This is a genomic window from Acinetobacter sp. G11 (genome assembly GCF_049808495.1).
In the GTDB taxonomy this organism is placed as follows: domain Bacteria; phylum Pseudomonadota; class Gammaproteobacteria; order Pseudomonadales; family Moraxellaceae; genus Acinetobacter; species Acinetobacter kookii.
The window spans coordinates 13,200-32,870 of the sequence record NZ_JBNCAT010000018.1 but is presented as its reverse complement, the minus strand read 5'-3'; the positions used below and the strand labels follow the sequence as shown (position 1 = coordinate 32,870).

The window sequence follows — 19,671 nt, the reverse complement described above, 5'->3', positions numbered from 1 at the left end:
CTGCAACAAATTAAATTTAGGATGGTGTAAATATCACTAATATTTTTATCACTTTATGAATCTGACAGAGTGGATTATTTCCATTATGGAACAATTGGGCTATCTCGGTATTGCCCTGCTGATGTTTCTTGACAATGTATTTCCTCCCATTCCTTCTGAAATCATCATGCCTTCCGCTGGCTATTCTGCATCGCAAGGCCAGCTAACTTTGTTTGGCGTCATCATTGCCGGCTGTTTCGGTTCATTGCTTGCGGCTGCTTTATTGTATTGGATTGGCTATAAGTTTAACCATGACAGCATCTTTCGTTTTGTCGACCGCTATGGCAGATATCTATTTATCAAATCGAGCGATGTTAAAAAGTCACTGGACTGGTTTGAACACTATGGACATCGCATCGTATTCTTTGGCCGCATGATTCCTGCCGTACGTTCGCTCATTAGCATTCCTGCAGGCATGAGTCGAATGCCTTTTTGTAAATTTATGTTTTACAGTGGTTTAGGTACTATTATCTGGACCACTTTCCTTGCCTGTGTCGGTTTTTATTTTGGAGAAAACCAGCATTTAATGCAGCAAATTTTCAGTAAAGTCAGTTATGTGATTATGTCCATTGTAGTCATCATTATTGGCTGGGTTGTATACCGTAGACAGCAGCGTAAAAATCGTCCATCCTGAATCAAAGTTATCCTCGGGAGGCTAAGGCAATGTCGCATTATCTTAAATATTTTGCAGTTGTTTATAGTATGGTCTTAATTCTTTTGGTCAGCCTCTTGATTTTTGGCTTAAAACTGAATGCCATTACCCTGCTGCCTGGGCTGATCGCTTCAGCATTTCTAAGTGCCAGACATTTTGTCAAAAAAGAACAACGTTTACCCAATGCCAAGGAGAAAAATACAATGGTTTGGGGATCAACAGTGATCGCCATGACCATTGGTTTTATCGTGATGTTTATCTCAATTTTTATGCATCCGCGAACTGAGGAAATTCTGATGACGATGAATTATGCCGGAAGAGCCCGAAATTCATGGTTGGTCGCAGCTGCGATTGCCCTACATGGGCTGATCTTTCATATTGCTTACAATGGCTATGCCCGCTATACATTAAATAAATTCAAATAGTTTTTAATGATGAATTACCCTGTCTCCTATAAAAAATCACGCCTAAAAAAAGCACCTTATGGTGCTTTTTTTATCTAAGGAATTAATTTGATATGAATACATGAACTGTGATTATTACAGTGCAAGGCGTACCATCACGCTGGCGTGTGGTACATTAAATATAATTCATTTAAGTTATCCGGAATTTCTTCAGCAATTTCATCCATGAGCTGGCCATTGCGACGGAAAGATTCCATTTGTGGATCTTCTTCATCCACACCACTGAACACCATCATTGGCAAAGTTAAGTCGACCAATTGCTCTTCATGTTCAGGCGTGAACCAAGCATCTTCATTTAAGAACATCGCATCGACAAAGCCAACGCTCCAGTCACCTAAACTTGAATCCACATCTGCTTCTTCAATTTCAAAAGGAAACTCGATTCCTTCTTCATTGGCCAAGCTTTGACGAATTGATTCTAACCATGCTTTTACTTGTGCAATAATTTCTGCAGGTACCTTCTTTTGATTGTTGTCAAAAAGTTCGTCCAGCCATTTATCGAATTTCGGACCAACCGCAATTGCACATAAAAAGCCATGAGTAGCCGGGAAATCTAGACCATATTCATTTTGGTCGCCATCTAGATATTCGCTCAAAAGGTCTAAATCTAAAGCACTCATTTAAAATCCAGTTTGTAAAATAACTACGGCATAGCATAGCATTTTAGCCCGCTATACAGAATCCAATTTTAGTCTTCTTCGTCATCAAAATCGTCGTCATCATCCAGATCATAATCAAAATCTTTCAGCTCGCGCTCTAAACGACGTTGTGCGAGAAGATCATCAATGAGGCGACGTTTTTCTAACGACTCTTTAGCACTAATTTTGCTTGATACTTCATCAAAACTAACATCATCATCACTGTAGCTATCATCTAGTTCAAAATCTGTAGAAGACACTAAAACTACCTCATGGTGAAAAAAAGTGAATGGGTCTAGGCGCTATTTATCCTGCTTATATACTATTGTCAAGTATTTTTATTTTTTTCTCTCACAAACCTGGTTTAATCTTGTTTTTCCCCCTAAAAATTGTGTATTTATTAGTACCTAGAATTTTCAGCCTGGCCCGTTAAAAACTCAGTATATTTTGAGTGTTCCACCCTGTGGACTTGAAAAAAAAAATTCCAGCCCAATATTGAAAACAATTGTTAAATCAAATTCATATTTTTAAATGAGACTTGAGCAATCAATATTCAAAACAATTTTAAGCAAATTGTGCTATCATGCACGGTTTTTCACTGCCACAGATTCAACGAAGAGTAAGCAAAGATGAGCGATATGACTTCCCCTACTTCGCAAGTAGCGGCTCTGATTAGCCGAGGCAAAGAGCAAGGTTACTTAACTTACGCTGAGGTTAACGATCATCTCCCGGACTCGATCACGGAAAGCGAACAGATTGAAGACATCATTCAGATGCTTCAGGACGTGGGTATTCCAGTTCATGAACGTGCGCCTGAATCTGATGACGCCATGTTCGATGGCTCAAATGCTGAAGCTGCCGATGAAGTTGCCGAAGAAGAAGCGGCAGCCGTACTTGCTTCTGTTGAAAACGAACCTGGTCGTACCACAGATCCCGTACGCATGTACATGCGTGAAATGGGCACGGTTGAACTATTAACGCGTGAAGGCGAAATTAGCATTGCTAAACGCATTGAAGAAGGTATTCGTGACGTTCTGCACTCGATTGCCTACTGGCCGAATGCCGTTGAAGTTGTATTAAAAGAATATAACGATGTCATTGAAGGTGAACGTCGTCTTGCTGATATTTTATCGGGCTATTTAGACCCGGAATCTGATGAAGAAATTCCAGAAGTTTTAGAAGATGAAGCGGACATTGATGACGAGGAAGAATCAACCTCTAAATCGACCAAAGATGTAAAACTGGACGATGATGACGAAGAAGAATCTGAAAGTGAAGATGATTCTGAAGGTGAGTCAGGTCCTGATCCAGAAATTGCACGCGTACGTTTTGCTGAACTGGAAGAAGCCTGGAAAACAACCAAAGCTGCAATTGAAAAGCACGGTCGCAACAGTAAACAGGCAGATGAAGCGCTTCAGGCACTTGCCACCGTGTTTATGATGTTCAAGTTCACTCCACGTCTATTTGACATCATTTCTGAAATGATTCGTGGCACACATGAACAGATTCGTACATCTGAGCGTGAAGTGATGCGTTATGCGGTACGCCGTGGCCGTATGGACCGTACCCAGTTCCGTACCTCTTTCCCGGGTCAGGAATCTAATCCAGCCTGGTTAGATGAACAAATTGCCAAAGCACCTGCCGAGCAGAAGGCTTACCTGGAAAAAGTACGTCCAGATGTACTGGCATTCCAGCAAAAGATTGCCGACATCGAAAAAGAGTTAGGCTTGAATGTTAAGGAAATTAAAGACATTTCTAAACGTATGGCAGTGGGTGAAGCCAAAGCCCGTCGTGCGAAGAAAGAAATGGTGGAAGCTAACTTGCGTCTGGTTATTTCGATTGCGAAAAAATATACCAACCGCGGTTTGCAATTCCTTGACCTGATTCAGGAAGGTAACATCGGCTTGATGAAAGCCGTAGACAAGTTTGAATACCGTCGCGGCTATAAATTCTCAACCTATGCTACCTGGTGGATTCGTCAGGCAATTACCCGTTCAATTGCCGATCAGGCGCGTACTATTCGTATCCCGGTACACATGATTGAAACGATTAACAAGATCAACCGTGTATCACGTCAATTGCTTCAAGAAATGGGTCGTGAACCAACGCCTGAAGAATTGGGTGAACGTCTGGAAATGGACGAAGTTAAAGTCCGCAAAGTGCTTAAAATTGCCAAAGAGCCGATTTCTATGGAAACGCCAATTGGTGATGATGAAGATTCACATCTTGGCGATTTCATTGAAGATGGCAACATCACCTCTCCGGTAGATGCAGCAACTTCAGAAGGCCTGAAAGAAGCGACTCGAGAAGTGCTGGAAAACTTGACTGAACGTGAAGCGAAAGTCTTGAAAATGCGTTTTGGTATTGATATGCCAACCGACCATACACTGGAAGAAGTCGGTAAACAGTTTGACGTTACCCGTGAACGTATCCGTCAGATTGAAGCCAAGGCATTACGCAAATTACGTCATCCTTCCCGTTCTGAACACTTGCGTTCATTCCTGGAAAATGACTAAGCCATAGTAATACCGATGGGGGTTGAAAAGTTGTCCAATAGCCCCATCTAGTATTCAGCAACACATAACGCCTGCACTACGCAGGCGTTTGATATATAAGTGGGACTATTATGACCATGTTAGACCGTACACCATCTCGCGAACTTCAAGAACATCTTTGGGTCTTTCCTATGGATTATCCAATCAAACTGATTGGTGAAGCCTGCGAAGAGTTACATATTGCTGTTGTAGACATTTTGGTAAAACATTTCCCAGACTTTGACGGTAACAGCATCAAGGTACAACCTTCACGTACCGGGAAATATCATTCTTTGACTGCTCGAATTGTTTTTGTCGAACTGGAACAGGTACATGCTTTATATGCTGACCTGGCAGCCTGCCCATTGATTAAAACTGCGCTTTAAGAATATAAAAAAACACGCTTCATGCGTGTTTTTTTATTTGTAGTACAATAAAAATATTATTAATACTACAAAAAAGTTTAAATCGTGCAGCGATCATCCCCATCTTGGCATGATTTCATTATAATTCTTTCATCCTCTTAAAAACTTTTAAGGACGCACTTCACGTGACTGATGCTGTTCTAAAACCTAAACTGATTATTCGCCAATTTAACCAGCTCACTCCCTATCTCGACCGCTTTCAGGATATGAAAAACCTGACTGAAAACCGTGATGAGAATACCCCAGATGAACTGTGGATTTTGCAGCATCATGATGTGCTGACCCAAGGCCAAGCCGGCAAGCCTGAACACATTCTTATGCCCAGCAATATACCAGTGGTACAAACGGATCGCGGTGGACAGGTCACCTGGCATGGTCCGGGTCAGCTGGTTGCCTATTTCATGTTTGATTTAAACCGTTTGGGCTGGAATGTACGCACCTTGGTGTCTTATGCTGAAAATTTAATGATTGCACTGCTGAAAAAATATGGCGTTGAAGCCTATGCCAAACCGGATGCTCCGGGCGTGTATGTCAATGAGCGTAAAATTGGTTCGCTGGGTTTTAAAATCCGCAAAGGACGCAGCTATCATGGACTGGCACTGAATATCGACTGTGACCTGTCTGGTTTCCATACCATTAATCCATGCGGTTATGCAGGTTTAGAGATGGTCCGTATTCAGGACCTGGTGCAAGATTACCCAAAATTCGAGAACTTATGCGGCGATATCATTGAAACTTTAAACAGCAGCGGTTACTTTAGGGAAGTTCAAATCATGCAACAATAACTTTGCTTTTGACATAAAAATAAATTAGAGTATTTACTCTAAACTAATAAAATATTTTTAGATAAGGGATACGCGAGTGATTTCAACCAAATCCGTTAAGCCCGCTTTACAACTGACCTATGTCAAACTCATGATGGATGTGATTGGCAGAGGTTTAGTCATGGCGAGTCAAGTCGATGCCGAAGTCAAACAGGAAGTTGCAAAATTTCCTGTCGGTTTTGTGCTATCGATGAAAGTATTTCCGAATGGCCCAGCTTTTATTGCAAAAGTCACGGAAGACCATCAATTACAATTACTGCAATCTGTAGACAGCAAACCTGACCTCACCATTACTTTTAAGCATTTAAGCCATGCTTTTTTAGTGTTTTCTTTTCAGGAAAGTACAGCACAGGCTTTTGCCCACGACCGTATGATAGCCGATGGAGATATTTCATTTGCCATTCGTCTGGTACGCTGCTTAAACAAAATGGAAGCGCTGATTTTACCTAAACTCCTCGCCGAGCTTGCTGTAAAACAATACCCAACCGAATTGAGCCTAAAAGAAAAACTGACTGGAGCTGCAAATATTTATTTGAAAGTAGCTCAATCCTATTTTAAACGGAGTGCATAACATGGCTAAGCCTTATTACGAATTTTTCTGTCCAGTCAAAGTCATCGCAGGTCATGCCGCCTTAGAACATATTCCGTTTGAACTTGCTACTTTAGGTGCAAAACGTCCGCTCATCATTACCGACAAAGGCGTACGCAGCAACAATCTGCTCGCTCCTATTGAGGCTGCTTTTGAATCTACCGATGCGGTAATTGGCCATATTTTTGATGATGTTCCACCAGATTCAAGCGTACAAACCGTTCGAAATGCAGCAAAAGCTTATCGTGATCATAATTGTGATGCGATTATCGCCGTGGGGGGCGGTTCAGTCATTGATACCTCCAAGGCAACCAATATCCTGGTGACCGAAGGCGGCGATGACCTGCTTAAATATTCAGGTGCACATAACCTGCCAAAACCGTTAAAACCATTTTTCGTGATTCCAACCACATCGGGTACCGGTTCAGAAGTGACTATGGTGGCTGTGGTGTCCGATCTGGAAAAAAATGTCAAAATGCCGTTTGCCTCTTATTACCTGATGCCGCATGCAGCCATTCTTGACCCGCGTATGACCCAGACCTTGCCACCGCATTTAACTGCCATGACAGCTATGGACGCGCTGACGCATGCGGTTGAAGCCTATACCTGTATGGCAGCCAATCCGATCAGCGATGCTTATGCAACGGCTGCGATCAAAAAAGTCAGCAACAGCCTGTTCAATGTTCTGGACAACCCGACTGATGAGTTTGGCCGCCTGGAACTGGCTCAAGCTTCAACCATGGCCGGGATTGCATTTTCCAATTCAATGGTTGGTTTAGTACATTCATTAGGACATGCTCTAGGTGCGGTTGCCCACCTGCCTCATGGCCTGTGCATGAACCTGTTCCTGCCTTATGTGCTGGAGTACAACAAGGAAGTGAATGGCGATAAAATTGCCGAATTGTTACTCCCTTTAGCTGGACCAGACATTTATGCGCAAACCCCTGCACATTTACGTGCCGATAAAGCGATTGCTACAATTCTGACCATGCGTGATCGCTTGTATGCACTGACTAAATTGCCACGTACTTTACGTGAAACCGGCAAGGTTTCAGAAGCGCAATTGAATGAAGTCGCAGACAAAGCATTAAATGACGGTTCTATTATTTACAATCCGAAAGAAGCCACCCTGAGTGATTTAAAAGCGATTTTAGAAAAAGCTTGGTAAATATTGAAAAATAAGTGAATATAGCCAAAAATAAGCCTGATGTTTTTTTGAGCATCAGGCTTTTACTTTATGGAAAATTAAAGCGAATCTTTTATATCAAATGGCATATTTACTGCATTAAAAATTCATAAAGATATTGGCAAAAGGTACCAAACTGGAGTAGATTGGCGCACTTTTGTTTTATTCATTTAGGGGGGATCGTTCGTCTCAAACGATCCTTGTAAACATGACTGATCCTTGATCAACGATAAGAGGATAACGCCGTTGACAAATATCTCTGGGACTCAATCGGCAGCTAAACTGCAAAAAACGCTTGGACTGTGGCACATCATTATTATTGGTTTAGCTTATATTCAGCCAATGACATTATTTGATACCTTCGGTCTGGTTTCCGAAGAAAGCCATTATCACGTGCCAACTTCGTACATTATTGCCCTCATTGCAATTCTGTTTACTTCTATTAGTTATGGGCACATGATCCGTCGTTATCCCTCATCAGGGTCGGCATATACCTATGCTCAAAAATCGATTCACCCTAATGTCGGTTTTATGGTGGGCTGGTCATCATGGCTCGATTATCTACTGTCACCAATGGTCAACATCATTTTGGCCGTCATTTATCTGGAAGCCCTTTTCCCTGGCGTGAACCATTGGGTTTGGGTCGTTGTACTGACCGCATTTATGACCGGGGTAAACTTGCGGGGTGCCAGATTCGTTGCCAACTTCAACGGCCTGATTGTATTGGTTCAGCTGGCAGTCATCGGGTACTTCACCTGGATGGTTTATTCTCTACTTGCAGGTGGGGTCAATGCCGATGGGACATTGGCAAATGCCAAATACCAGTTGTGGAGCCTAGATCCGTTCTGGAATGAAATGACAGCTTTAGGCCCTTTAATTACCGGTGCAACATTGCTTTGTTTCTCTTTTACCGGTTTTGACTCACTCAGTTCACTGGCAGAAGAAACTAAAGATACTGAAAAGACCTTACCCAAAGCGATTTTCCTGACTGCACTTATTGCAGGTGTCATCTTTATTATTAGCACCTACTTCATGCAAATCTACTTTCCAAATGATCCGAAGACATATTTTGAAGATGTTGCTGCAACCCAGCCGGACATTCTTCAAGCCGTTGGTGGAGTAGCATTCAAAACTGTGGTGCTTTATTTCGCAATCGTTACGGTGATGGCATCCGGTATTTCTGCACATGCGGGCGTTTCACGCCTAATGTATGTGATGGGCCGTGATGGCGTGATCAACAAAAAGATTTTTGGTCATATCAGTCCGAAAAGCTACACACCGGTTTACAACATTCTGATTGTCGGTGGCGTGGCTTTAACTGCTGGTTTCATGGATCTGGACATCGTGATTTCAATGATCAGTTTCGGTGCCCTCACTGCCTTTACCTTTGTGAATCTGTCTGTGATTTCACGTTATGCATTACGTGATGGCCGTACCAAAAATATCAAAGACATTATTAGCTTTGTTGTCATTCCTTTACTCGGCTTCTTAAGTATTTTTGCCATGTGGCTAGAGATTGAAGATACCGCATTGAAATTCGGTTTATGGTGGGCAATGTTCGGTATTTTGTACCTGGGTTATAAAACCAAAGGTTTCAAACACCCTGCTCCACAGCACAACGAGTTTGATGATACGCATTAATGTTTTGATTCCATGCATAAAAAAAGACGCTCAATGCGTCTTTTTTATGATCTGAAATTAGACCAGTTCTTTAAAACCTTGCTGACGCCATGCTTCATACAGAATAACTGCTGTAGCATTAGACAGGTTTAAACTGCGAGAGTTTGCTGCCATGGGTAAACGAATCCAGTGTTTTTTCGGGAACATCATGCGTACATTTTCAGGCAGACCGCGTGTTTCAGGTCCCATCAGCAAAGCCACGGGGCGGTTTAAATTTGAGGTATGCGGAGTTTCAGAACCTTTGGTGGTTAAAGGATAAATGGCATTGTTATCAATTCCCTGTTCTTTTAAATACGCCAGGCATTCTGCAAAGTTTTCCCACACTTTCATGTGTGCCCATTCATGATAATCCAGGCCTGCACGTCGCAGCTTTTTATCGTCGAGCTCAAAACCCAGCGGTTTAACCAAATGAAGTTGCGCACCGGTATTGGCACATAAACGGATGATATTCCCGGTGTTGGCAGGAATTTCTGGCTCGTACAAAACAACGTGGATCACTTTTTACTCACTCTAATTTTATTTAGGCAATGTTTGGACTTTGCTGATCAAGCCGGGAACCCGATAGAGGATTTCTTAGCCAAGCACCGCGTTCCGTTTGCAATTAAACAACTGCAATAAATCGCAGCTTATCCTCTTTACTCAGGCACAGCCTTCATCTTGCGCTCGGGCAACACGAAGTGTTGCTTATCCTCTTTACTCAGGCACAGCCTTCGTCTTGCGCTCGGGCAACACGAAGTGTTGCTTATCCTCGCTCATGCCCACTGCAATTGTTCACGCAGTTTTACCACTTCACCAATAATGGTGAGCGTTGGCGCTTGAATCTGATGCTCCGTCACTTTCGATGCGATATCGGCTAAGGTTCCCACCACCACTTTCTGGTCAGGGGTAGTCCCTTTGGAAATCAGGGCAACCGGCATGTCTGGACGCTGGCCATGGGCAATCAGCTGGGCACAGATTTTTTCCAGCCCCACCAAGCCCATATACAATACCAGGGTCTGGTTTTCATACACCAGCTCATTCCATGGCAACTCTGGCGAACCTTCCTTTAAATGCCCGGTCAGGAAGCGTACACTTTGTGCATAGTCACGATGGGTTAAAGGAATACCGGCATACGCAGAACAGCCCGAAGCTGCAGTAATGCCGGGTACCACCTGAAAAGCCACGCCTGCAGCAAACAGTTCCTGAATCTCTTCGCCACCACGGCCAAAAATAAACGGATCACCGCCTTTTAAACGGCAGACGCGCTTACCTTGGGCAGCATATTCCACCAATAGCGCATTAATCCCTTCTTGCGGCACACTATGATTGGAACGGGCTTTACCCACATAGACCTTTTCCGCATCACGGCGGCATAAGTCCATAATTGCAGGCGACACTAGACGGTCGTAAATAACGACATCTGCCTGCTGCATCAAACGCAATGCTTTTAAGGTCAGCAGTTCAGGATCGCCTGGCCCCGCACCCACCAGATAGACTTCACCTTTCGGCGCTTTCCATTCCATTAAGGCTTGCTCAATCAAACGGTCGGCTTCAGCAAGATTGTCATTAAACACCTGTTCTTTGAGGGGACTGACATACAGGTCTTCCCAAAAAATACGGCGTTCATCCGGATTTTCAATTTTGGCTTTGACTGCGGCACGCCATTTACCTGAAAAATCGGCAAGTTTTCCCATGCCATGCGGAATGCTCGCTTCCAGCTGGGTACGGATTTGACGGGATAAAACTGGTGATTTGCCATTGGTGGCAATTGAAACCACCAAAGGAGAACGGTCGATAATGGCAGGCACCATAAAACGGCAATGCGGTAGATCATCGACACTATTCACCAGAATTTTTTCAGCTTCGCAAGCTTCAAAAACCTGAACATTGGTGGCTTTATTATTGGTTGCCGCAATCACCAGACGGTAATCACGCAACGGAATATCTGGACTAAAAGGCGCTTGGACATATTGCCCTTGGCTGGCACGAACAATCTCAAGTAAATCATTTTCGATTTCAGGCGCAATCACATCAATGACTGCCCCTGCTTTTGCCAAAAGTACGGCCTTACGGTAAGCAATGCGCCCACCACCGACAATCAGACAAGGTTGCTGCTGCAACTTTAAAGAGATTGGAAAGATATCCACGAATGACCTCAATATTTTAAATCTGACTGTCTTAAGCAATTTTCATGCACAAAATTGTGCTATTCATAAATTTATTGATCAATCCGAAGATCAATCAATAAATTCCGCACCGCCCATATATGGACGAAGCACTTCAGGAACCTCAATCGAACCGTCTGCACGTTGATAGTTTTCCATCACCGCAAGCAAGGTACGGCCAACAGCCAAACCTGAACCGTTCAGGGTATGCACAAATTCGGTTTTCTTCTGGTCAACACGGTAACGTGCTTTCATACGGCGGGCCTGGAAATCACCCATGTTTGAACATGAAGAGATTTCACGGTAGGTATTTTGGCTCGGTACCCAGACTTCAAGGTCATAGGTCTTGGTTGAACCAAAGCCCATATCGCCACCACACAGGATGATTTTACGGTATGGCAGACCAAGTGCCTGCAAAATGCCTTCAGCATGCCCGGTCAGTTCTTCCAAAGCCTGCATCGAATCTTCAGGTTTTACAATTTGCACCATCTCGACTTTGTCGAACTGATGTTGACGAATCAGGCCACGGGTATCACGGCCATAGGAACCTGCTTCGCTGCGGAAACATGGCGTATGTGCGGCATATTTCAATGGCAAACGTTCAGGATCAATAATTTCGTCACGCACGAAATTGGTCACTGGCACTTCAGCGGTTGGAATCAGGTAATATTCTTTTTCACCCTGCAATTTGAATAAATCTTCTTCAAATTTAGGCAATTGACCTGTACCGCGCAATGAATCTGCATTCACCAGATAAGGCACATAGGCTTCAGTATAACCATTTTTCAGGGTATGGGTGTCCAGCATGAACTGGGTCAGCGCACGCTGTAAACGCGCCAATGGACCTTTCAGAACACTGAAACGTGTACCGGTCAATTTTGTTGCAGTTTCAAACTCCAAACCGCCCATCCATTCACCCAGGTCAGTATGATCCTTGATTTCAAAATCAAATTGACGCGGAGTGCCCCATTTTAAAATTTCAACGTTGTCGTCTTCATCTTTACCCTCAGGTACAGATTCATGCGGCATGTTTGGAATGCTTAAAGACTTGGTTTCAATTTCAGTTTGCAATTCTGCAAGTGCAACTTCTGCGGCTTTAATTTCATCGCCAATGGCTGCCATACGCGCCATAATTTCAGATGCATCGCCACCAGATTTTTTAATTTGGCCAACTTGTTTTGCACCCGAATTACGCTCTGCTTGCAAAGCTTCAGTTTTCGATTGAAGCTCTTTACGGCGAGCTTCAAGGGAAGCCCACTCTTCGACATTAAGCTGTACACCACGTTTTGCCAAGGCTAAATTTACAGCCTCAATATTATTTCTGATTAATTTCGGGTCGATCATAGCCAATCTTTTGCAAAGAAAAAAACTGGCTATAGTGTAAGCGCTAAACATTAAAAAAGACAGTGATCGAGCGGACAGCTGTGGCTTATTAGAGCAAATTTACCCGAATTAAGCTGAAATTAGGACGATGGATACTTGGGCAAACCTGGCAAATATTCCGCTTTAATCAGTTTGCCCAGTGCCGAATAAGGCAAGGTCAGCTCGGTCATGCCTTCTGCATAGGAAGCCAGTTCATATAAGGGATAAACAAAAACAATGCCATTGGCACCATAGTAAAAATTATCACTTAATTTCAGTTTTTCCCTGTCGATACTGTGCTGCTCCAGCCAGATACTGTTTGAATCATACAAAGTATTCAACAATTGCTGCTCTGTGCCTTTGACCATAATATCTTGCAGCGCCAGACGCTTTTTGTTTTTCAAATCAAAATTGACAAATTCCTGATGATACATGCCATGCGCAGCACCGGATGAATAGGTATAGGTCTGAATGGCAAAGGTTGCCCGATCATACTGCTGACTGACAAAACGAATATAGGTCGAGCTTTGACTTAGATTGGGGTTCGCGCCTTCGGCAGTATTGATCTTTTGATTGGGCGCTGTAGAAAATGCAATCGGATCGGCTTTTTTCACCCGATCGAGAAAATAGTCATCTCCCCATTTCAGATTGGTTTTTACCGTTTGAATCTCATACTGGGTACAACCTTCCGCATCACATGCTTCCGGTTTGCTCAGTTTCACAGGAACAACCTTGGCTTGAATTAATGGAATTGTCTGGGTATTTTCCTGCTTGGTCGTACTTGCCTGTTCAGGCTGTGGAGCAGGTCGTTCCTGACACCCTGTTGTGACAAGCGCTGCTAGAGAAACAGAAAGTGCCCATAGCCATTGTTTATTCGTGCGTGTTTCCATTTTATTTTTACAACCTGAGACCCTTAGAATGCTTCTGCACTATACAAAGCCAAGTGACTGAATAAAATTTAAAATATGTATCTTTAAGCATGTTTAGCCGAATAATGAAGCATTCGTATAAAAAATGCCTGCTTTTAAGACAGGTCCACCCAATTACCATGAAAGCCCAGGGGCACATGTACGCCCAGGATGATTTCGGCTTGAGGTTGAACATTGAGTCCTTGCGCTTTCAGAATCACTACTTTGGAAGATTGTTTATGGATATGCTGCACATCAGATAACAAATAGCCCTCACCTTCAGCCGCTTTTGAAATATTGAGCCTTGTAATGTCCAGACTCAGGCTTAAATATACTTTTTACAGTTACGCCTTGTGAATAAAAACTTCCTCATTTTCTAGCAGAATCTCCAATAAAAAAGCAGCCACGCAGGGCTGCTCTTAATTAATAAAACCTTAATGAAATATTATAAATCAATTTATTATTGATCAATAATATCGGTACCTTTTGGTGGCGTGAAATTAAAGGTTGAAGAAGCAATGGACGGATTTACTTTCACATTATTGAAGCGCACATAGGTAGTTTGCCCTAATGAGTCCTGCAGAATCATCAAACTTGGTGCTTTATTTGCGCCAAAACTGATGGTCAGGCTTTGGAATGCACTGTCTTTCACTTTAGGGTACAAGGTGTAATAAGTCTTGCCTTTATCTGGTTGAGTCACCCGATAAGACTTCATAATCTGGCTGGTATTGCCCGACAATAACAATGCCGGTGTATTCGCTACCTGTTCATCCAGACTTTGACGGACGGCTTGCTGTAAATCGGGATCATAAATCCAGACGGTTTTACCAGAGGTTACAATGGTCTGTTTGGCTGGACTGGTGGTTTCCCAGAAGAACTTGCCAGGACGCGCCACTTTCATCACCCCTTTAAAGGTCTGGTTCATGTGTTGTCCGGTCAAGCCTTTTTTCTGTGGGGCTTTACCCGAAGTTGCCTTGGTGGTTTGTTCAAAATTAGCGGATAAGGTCCGGATATTGCCTAACTGTTTGACCAGATTGTTCGTTGCTTGCTGCTCCGATGCTGCTACAGGTGCAGCAAAAACAGTTGTACTCATTACCGGTGCAAGCGTTGCAGCACCCAAGGTCATCGCACACAGGGTTTTACGAAGCATTTTCATATCATCACCTTTTTTTATTTGCGGTATCGCAATTTGTTCAATGCGTCCATCTTAAACCAATTTTTCTTTCTAATAATTGAGAAAATAAGAAGTTTTGTATTGTTATTAATAGCCAATGTAGCCATTTCTACATCATGATGGAGAACCGGAATTGTTTTAATGAATTTACAGCCATAAAAAAACCCACATTTAATGTGGGTTTTTCGTACCATTAAAACTTATGCAGTTTCAACAGATACGTAGCGACGGCCAAATTGACCTTTCACTTCGAATTTGATCACGCCGTCAGCGGTAGCAAATAAAGTATGGTCACGGCCCATACCTACGTTTGCACCAGCGTGGAATTCTGTACCACGTTGACGAACGATAATGTTACCTGCAGTCACAGCTTGACCACCGTACATTTTAACGCCTAGCATTTTAGGGTTTGAGTCACGACCGTTACGTGTCGATCCACCAGCCTTTTTAGTAGCCATGTTTCATAATCCTCGTAATTAGCCTGAAATAGCAGTAATTTTCAACTCGGTAAACCATTGACGGTGACCTTGTTGTTTACGGTAATGTTTACGACGACGCATTTTAACAATACGGATTTTGTCGTGACGACCGTGGCTAACTACTTCAGCAGTTACTGTCGCACCAGCAACAACTGGAGCACCAATTTGAATGCTTTCGCCGTTTACAAGCATCAATACGTCATCAAACGTAATCGTTGTACCAGTTTCAGCTTTCAATAATTCTACTTTAAGGGTTTCACCCTCAACCACACGGTGTTGTTTACCACCGCTTTGGATTACTGCGTACATAATGTACTCCAAATATGCCCGTGTCGTCGTGCCGATAAAGGAATATATCGATCTTAAAACGAACGCCACTGGGGGGATATATAAGGGCAAACATATTAAGTGATAATAAATCAAACAACAAGCCATTTCAGCGTTTTTTTGCACTTTGTCCGCGGTTTATTTTATAAACAATCAAGGCGCATTAAAAAAATGCTCCTTAGCGATGTAGAGCTGACATTTTGTAAATGTAATAGATTTTTAAAATCAATTCGCTAATATAAAACACCCAATGCCAGTTCCATCACACATCTGGCTGGATAATAATAATTCGACTAAATTTAAAACCATTTGCCTAGTCAGGATTTAAACAACTATATTAAGATCTTCGCTTTATCTGAGTTATAGTTGTTACACTATAATAAGCAATTCAATTTTTAGAGGTTTCTCTTCACATGGCCATCGACTTTAAGCAAGACATTCTCGCTCCTGTTGCTTCAGACTTTGCTGCGATGGACACATTTATCAATGAAGGGATTACTTCAAAAGTTGCCTTGGTCATGGCGGTCAGTAAACACGTGGTTGAAGCGGGCGGCAAACGCATGCGCCCGATTATGTGCCTATTGGCGGCAAAAGCCTGCGGCGCGACCGATATTGAACGTCAGCGTAAACTGGCAGCCATTATTGAAATGCTGCATACCGCAACCCTGGTGCATGATGATGTAGTGGATGAATCAGGCTTGCGCCGCGGTCGCCCTACAGCGAATGCCACCTGGAATAACCAGACTGCGGTTCTGGTCGGCGATTTCCTGATTTCCCGTGCTTTCGATTTGCTGGTCGACCTGAACGATATGACCTTGCTGAAAGACTTTTCTACCGGTACCTGTGAAATTGCCGAAGGTGAAGTGTTGCAGCTGCAAGCCCAGCATCAGCCAGAAACCACTGAAAAGACTTATCTCGACATTATTCACGGTAAAACCTCGCGCCTATTTGAGTTGGCCACTGAAGGCGCTGCCATTTTATCGGGCACACCCCAATACCGTGAACCCTTGCGCGTCTTTGCCGGTCACTTTGGCAATGCTTTCCAGATTATTGATGATATTTTAGACTATACTTCCGATGCGGAAACATTAGGTAAAAATATTGGTGATGATTTAATGGAAGGCAAACCGACTTTGCCCTTAATCTCTGCCTTGCAAAAAACCACCGATGAAGAACATGAAATTGTTCGTCGTAGTATTGCCACTGGCGGTCTTAACCAGCTAGAACGGGTGATCGAGATTGTACAAAGCTGTGGTGCGCTGGATTATTGCCGCCAACGTGCCACTGAAGAAACCCAGTTTGCACTCAACGCATTAGATGCACTTCCGGAGAGTGAATATCGCCAGGCATTGATTAATTTGGCCCAACTTGCCCTTAACCGGATTCAATAACGGGATTTGAAAAATATAGTTTTACCCCTCGCCTATGCATATAAATTTTAATGATCTATTTTTAAAAATGCAGGAGCAGCTTGAATCCAGTCAGGCTGTTCTTGATGACTCACTGCTGATCGAGCTGGTGAGCCGTATTCGACCAAATGACTCTACCAATCTCGACGAAATCAACAGCAAATTTCACGCTTTCATACAAGCGCTGCTGCTTACGCCCCATGCAGTCATTACATTTCAGAATTTTATCCTGAAACTCATTAACCAATACAAGCAAACCAGTTTATATGCCGATACCGGCATTTTGTCTCTGGATGGTTTCTGGAATCAGCTTGCTCAGCGGCTGGGTGCGCATTTTCTTCCCCTGATTAATGATCAAAGCCAGCTGCAAGATTTAGTACGGCGTGTTTTTTATCAGCGCAGTGACAAATACTGGCTGGATAGTATTGCAGATCAAGACTGGCAAAAACTCTTTTCCTTGATCAATCAGGGTCACAGCAATCAGCAAGACAAGCTTAAAATTAAAAGCGAGCTGATTAAGGCCATTACCGTTTTGTCTTACCGGATTAGTGGCATTGGTCTGTATCCGGAATTTATTAACGCCCATCCGGAACTCACCGAATATGAATCGCCTTTCCTGGTACAAAACCGGGAAATCAATGAATTTATCCAGCATTACAAGGCACTGCATCAAAACACCGACCCGATGGCCTTAATTGCTGCTCCGGACGCTTCTCAAGCTTTGGTCATGATTGAGCAATGTCGGGATGTGGTGTTAAAAATTCGTCGTGCCACCAAAAGAATTGGCGTAAGTTTAAGCCTGACCTATCTGCTGTCATTACTGGAACAATGTCTGGACCGTATTGAACTGTTGCTTAATCTGATTATGGATGAAGACCAGCTGCGCTATGAATCTTTAGGCTTATTGCTGGTCGATATCACCCATGCCATTTATAGCGAGCGCAGTGTGCGGTCACTTTTAGCCGCCAATAGTGAACTGATTGCGTTACAGGTCACCGAGAATGCCAGCAAAACCGGTGAACACTATGTCAGTACCGACAAGCAGGGTTTCTGGTCGATGTATAAATCGGCTGCGGGTGCCGGTGTCATTATTGCCACCATGGCCACCCTAAAAATATTGGCTGCACGACTGGCCATGGCACCCATCATGCAGGCCCTGGTGTTTAGCATGAATTATTCGTTCGGTTTTATGCTGATTCATGTCTTGCATTTTACCGTTGCCACCAAACAGCCCGCCATGACTGCCGCGGCGCTTGCGGCAACGGTACAACAGACCAAAGGCTCTAAAACCGCACAGATTGCTGAACTTGCCGCACTGATCATTAATATTATCCGCACCCAGTTCATTGCCATTCTGGGTAATATTTCCATTGCCATTCCAACCGCAGCGTTAATTACCCTGCTCTGGCAGTACGGCATGGATGAGCCGCTTTTAACGCATGCCAAGGCCAGCAACACTTTACATTCCCTCAATCCGTTTACCTCACTCGCCATTCCGCATGCAGCGATTGCCGGGGTGTGCCTATTCTTTTCCGGACTGATTGCCGGTTATTTTGACAACATGGCGGTGTACCGTAAGGTGGGTCCGCGTTTACAGGTCCATGCGAACTTAAAACGGTTATTGGGACAAGAACGGCTGAATAAATTTGCCGCCTATATAGAACGGAATTTAGGTGCTTTGGCCGGGAACTTCCTGTTCGGGATCATGCTCGGCAGTATGGGCACCATCGGTTTTATTTTAGGATTGCCTCTGGATATTCGCCACATTGCCTTTGCTTCAGCCAACTTTATTCAGGGTCTGATCTGTATTAATGGCAGTCCTGAAATTGGCCTGATTATTGTTTCATTTTTAGGGGTATTGTTAATTGGTTTGACCAACCTGTTTGTGAGTTTTAGCCTGACCATTATTGTGGCCCTGCGGGCCCGCCGGGTTCGCTTTGAACAATGGAAGCCGTTGGCCAAACTGGTACTCACCCACTTCCTGACCCGACCAAGTGACTTTTTTTGGCCACCCAAAACCCCATTAGAAGTAGATGAATTTTCAACACCGCAAAAATCTGCAATGAAGTAATTTGCTGTTTTTGTTTTACTTCGCGTTAAAAAATCGGTAAAAAGAAAAGCATAATTTACACATACTTGAAATAAAGTGTACTGATGAGTACACTTTAACCATTCATTAGTCACGCTTCAATCGGCTAAGATAACCAAGGTTCCATACATGCCTTATCTGTTGCTTGGTGTAGGATTTTTTTTATTTATTTTCAGCATATTAATGCTGGTTACGCCGTCCTTGCATCACTTTGACTGGGTGATGGTTGAATGGCTGAGCCAGCATCGTAGCGTGCCTCTAAATAGAATATTCATCACGCTTTCGACTATAGGCGGTATGCCATTTGTGTTATTTTTAACCATACTCTGGTGTTTACATCAGGCATGGTATAAAAAATTTACAAATGTTGTTTTTATTGGCATAGGACTATTCGGAAGTACTGCCACGGTTTGGCTGCTTAAATATGTAATTTCAAGACCTCGCCCACCTGAAATGTATCATCTGGTCGAAAGCTATGGTGCTGCATTTCCCAGTGCGCACAGCATTTATGCCGCAACTTTGGGTTGTCTTGCAATTTATCTCAGTCAAAAACATCCACAGCACATACTGATTAGCATATGTGCTTTTATGTGGCTGTCTGTTATGGGAATTTCCAGAGTCTATCTGGGCGTGCATTTCCCCTCTGATGTCTTGGCGGGTTGGAGCGTAAGTTTTATTTGGATCACACTACTTTATCTGCTGTATGCCAAATTGAGTAGAGAGAAAATAAATTAGTTTTTAGAGAAGA

21 protein-coding genes are annotated in these 19,671 nt (G+C 43.3%); 11 read left to right on the top strand and 10 right to left on the bottom strand.

The window, feature by feature from the left end; translation table 11 throughout:
• Window positions 1-55: 55 nt before the first annotated feature.
• Together ACPUEY_RS08440 and ACPUEY_RS08435 are read left to right on the top strand one after the other, a co-directional pair.
• A complete protein-coding gene (locus ACPUEY_RS08440) occupies window positions 56-673 on the top strand; it encodes a DedA family protein (protein ID WP_425121793.1) in 618 nt (205 codons plus the stop codon).
• 29 nt (window positions 674-702) lie between these two features.
• Window positions 703-1,116, top strand: a complete 414-nt coding sequence (locus ACPUEY_RS08435) for an ABZJ_00895 family protein (protein WP_425121792.1) — start codon at window positions 703-705, stop codon at window positions 1,114-1,116.
• A 134-nt stretch (window positions 1,117-1,250) separates the two neighbouring features.
• Here ACPUEY_RS08435 and ACPUEY_RS08430 read toward each other — a convergent pair whose 3' ends face one another.
• Both ACPUEY_RS08430 and ACPUEY_RS08425 read right to left on the bottom strand, forming a co-directional pair.
• On the bottom strand, window positions 1,251-1,775 hold the full coding sequence (locus tag ACPUEY_RS08430; protein ID WP_092819737.1) for a YecA family protein: 525 nt from the start codon (window positions 1,773-1,775) through the stop codon (window positions 1,251-1,253).
• Window positions 1,776-1,843: 68 nt separating this feature from the next.
• Window positions 1,844-2,053: a PA3496 family putative envelope integrity protein gene (locus ACPUEY_RS08425; protein ID WP_086176283.1), complete on the bottom strand. Its 210-nt coding sequence runs from the start codon at window positions 2,051-2,053 to the stop codon at window positions 1,844-1,846.
• A 369-nt stretch (window positions 2,054-2,422) separates the two neighbouring features.
• Here ACPUEY_RS08425 and rpoD point away from each other — a divergent pair, with 369 nt between their 5' ends.
• The 6 genes from rpoD to ACPUEY_RS08395 all read left to right on the top strand — a co-directional run bounded on the left by rpoD (window position 2,423) and on the right by ACPUEY_RS08395 (window position 8,992).
• Entirely contained in the window at window positions 2,423-4,309 is a 1,887-nt protein-coding gene (gene rpoD, locus ACPUEY_RS08420; protein WP_131274093.1) for an RNA polymerase sigma factor RpoD, read from the top strand.
• 116 nt (window positions 4,310-4,425) lie between these two features.
• A complete protein-coding gene (locus ACPUEY_RS08415) occupies window positions 4,426-4,713 on the top strand; it encodes a YbeD family protein (RefSeq protein ID WP_092819857.1) in 288 nt (95 codons plus the stop codon).
• Between the two features lie 164 nt (window positions 4,714-4,877).
• Complete coding sequence (lipB, locus tag ACPUEY_RS08410) at window positions 4,878-5,537, top strand: lipoyl(octanoyl) transferase LipB (RefSeq protein WP_425121791.1); 660 nt, start codon at window positions 4,878-4,880, stop codon at window positions 5,535-5,537.
• Between the two features lie 76 nt (window positions 5,538-5,613).
• Complete coding sequence (locus ACPUEY_RS08405) at window positions 5,614-6,147, top strand: hypothetical protein (protein WP_425121790.1); 534 nt, start codon at window positions 5,614-5,616, stop codon at window positions 6,145-6,147.
• A 1-nt stretch (window position 6,148) separates the two neighbouring features.
• Window positions 6,149-7,333 carry an iron-containing alcohol dehydrogenase gene (locus ACPUEY_RS08400; RefSeq protein ID WP_092819741.1) on the top strand — a complete coding sequence of 395 codons (1,185 nt, stop codon included), beginning with the start codon at window positions 6,149-6,151 and terminating at the stop codon, window positions 7,331-7,333.
• A 264-nt stretch (window positions 7,334-7,597) separates the two neighbouring features.
• Window positions 7,598-8,992, top strand: coding sequence for an APC family permease (locus ACPUEY_RS08395; protein WP_092819742.1), 1,395 nt, complete (start codon window positions 7,598-7,600; stop codon window positions 8,990-8,992).
• A gap of 57 nt (window positions 8,993-9,049) precedes the next feature.
• Here the strand turns inward: ACPUEY_RS08395 and ACPUEY_RS08390 are convergent, their stop codons facing one another.
• The 8 genes from ACPUEY_RS08390 to rplU all read right to left on the bottom strand — a co-directional run bounded on the left by ACPUEY_RS08390 (window position 9,050) and on the right by rplU (window position 15,407).
• Complete coding sequence (locus ACPUEY_RS08390) at window positions 9,050-9,529, bottom strand: tRNA (cytidine(34)-2'-O)-methyltransferase (RefSeq protein WP_425121789.1); 480 nt, start codon at window positions 9,527-9,529, stop codon at window positions 9,050-9,052.
• Window positions 9,530-9,783: 254 nt separating this feature from the next.
• Window positions 9,784-11,157, bottom strand: a complete 1,374-nt coding sequence (cysG, locus tag ACPUEY_RS08385; protein ID WP_425121788.1) for a siroheme synthase CysG — start codon at window positions 11,155-11,157, stop codon at window positions 9,784-9,786.
• 90 nt (window positions 11,158-11,247) lie between these two features.
• Window positions 11,248-12,519 carry a serine--tRNA ligase gene (gene serS, locus ACPUEY_RS08380; protein ID WP_092819745.1) on the bottom strand — a complete coding sequence of 424 codons (1,272 nt, stop codon included), beginning with the start codon at window positions 12,517-12,519 and terminating at the stop codon, window positions 11,248-11,250.
• Between the two features lie 119 nt (window positions 12,520-12,638).
• A complete protein-coding gene (locus tag ACPUEY_RS08375; protein WP_425121786.1) occupies window positions 12,639-13,427 on the bottom strand; it encodes an RsiV family protein in 789 nt (262 codons plus the stop codon).
• Between the two features lie 134 nt (window positions 13,428-13,561).
• On the bottom strand, window positions 13,562-13,741 hold the full coding sequence (locus tag ACPUEY_RS08370; protein ID WP_425121808.1) for a carotenoid oxygenase family protein: 180 nt from the start codon (window positions 13,739-13,741) through the stop codon (window positions 13,562-13,564).
• A 164-nt stretch (window positions 13,742-13,905) separates the two neighbouring features.
• A complete protein-coding gene (lolA, locus tag ACPUEY_RS08365) occupies window positions 13,906-14,601 on the bottom strand; it encodes an outer membrane lipoprotein chaperone LolA (protein ID WP_425121785.1) in 696 nt (231 codons plus the stop codon).
• Window positions 14,602-14,819: 218 nt separating this feature from the next.
• The gene (gene rpmA, locus ACPUEY_RS08360) at window positions 14,820-15,077 is read right to left on the bottom strand and encodes a 50S ribosomal protein L27 (RefSeq protein ID WP_092819748.1); all 258 of its coding nucleotides are present in this window, start codon (window positions 15,075-15,077) and stop codon (window positions 14,820-14,822) included.
• A gap of 18 nt (window positions 15,078-15,095) precedes the next feature.
• On the bottom strand, window positions 15,096-15,407 hold the full coding sequence (rplU, locus tag ACPUEY_RS08355; RefSeq protein ID WP_086196864.1) for a 50S ribosomal protein L21: 312 nt from the start codon (window positions 15,405-15,407) through the stop codon (window positions 15,096-15,098).
• A 431-nt stretch (window positions 15,408-15,838) separates the two neighbouring features.
• Here rplU and sdsA point away from each other — a divergent pair, with 431 nt between their 5' ends.
• The 3 genes from sdsA to ACPUEY_RS08340 all read left to right on the top strand — a co-directional run bounded on the left by sdsA (window position 15,839) and on the right by ACPUEY_RS08340 (window position 19,658).
• On the top strand, window positions 15,839-16,816 hold the full coding sequence (gene sdsA / locus ACPUEY_RS08350; RefSeq protein ID WP_261182014.1) for an All-trans-nonaprenyl-diphosphate synthase: 978 nt from the start codon (window positions 15,839-15,841) through the stop codon (window positions 16,814-16,816).
• 34 nt (window positions 16,817-16,850) lie between these two features.
• The gene (locus ACPUEY_RS08345) at window positions 16,851-18,905 is read left to right on the top strand and encodes a site-specific recombinase (RefSeq protein ID WP_425121784.1); all 2,055 of its coding nucleotides are present in this window, start codon (window positions 16,851-16,853) and stop codon (window positions 18,903-18,905) included.
• A 147-nt stretch (window positions 18,906-19,052) separates the two neighbouring features.
• Complete coding sequence (locus ACPUEY_RS08340) at window positions 19,053-19,658, top strand: phosphatase PAP2 family protein (protein ID WP_425121783.1); 606 nt, start codon at window positions 19,053-19,055, stop codon at window positions 19,656-19,658.
• Window positions 19,659-19,671: the final 13 nt, after the last annotated feature.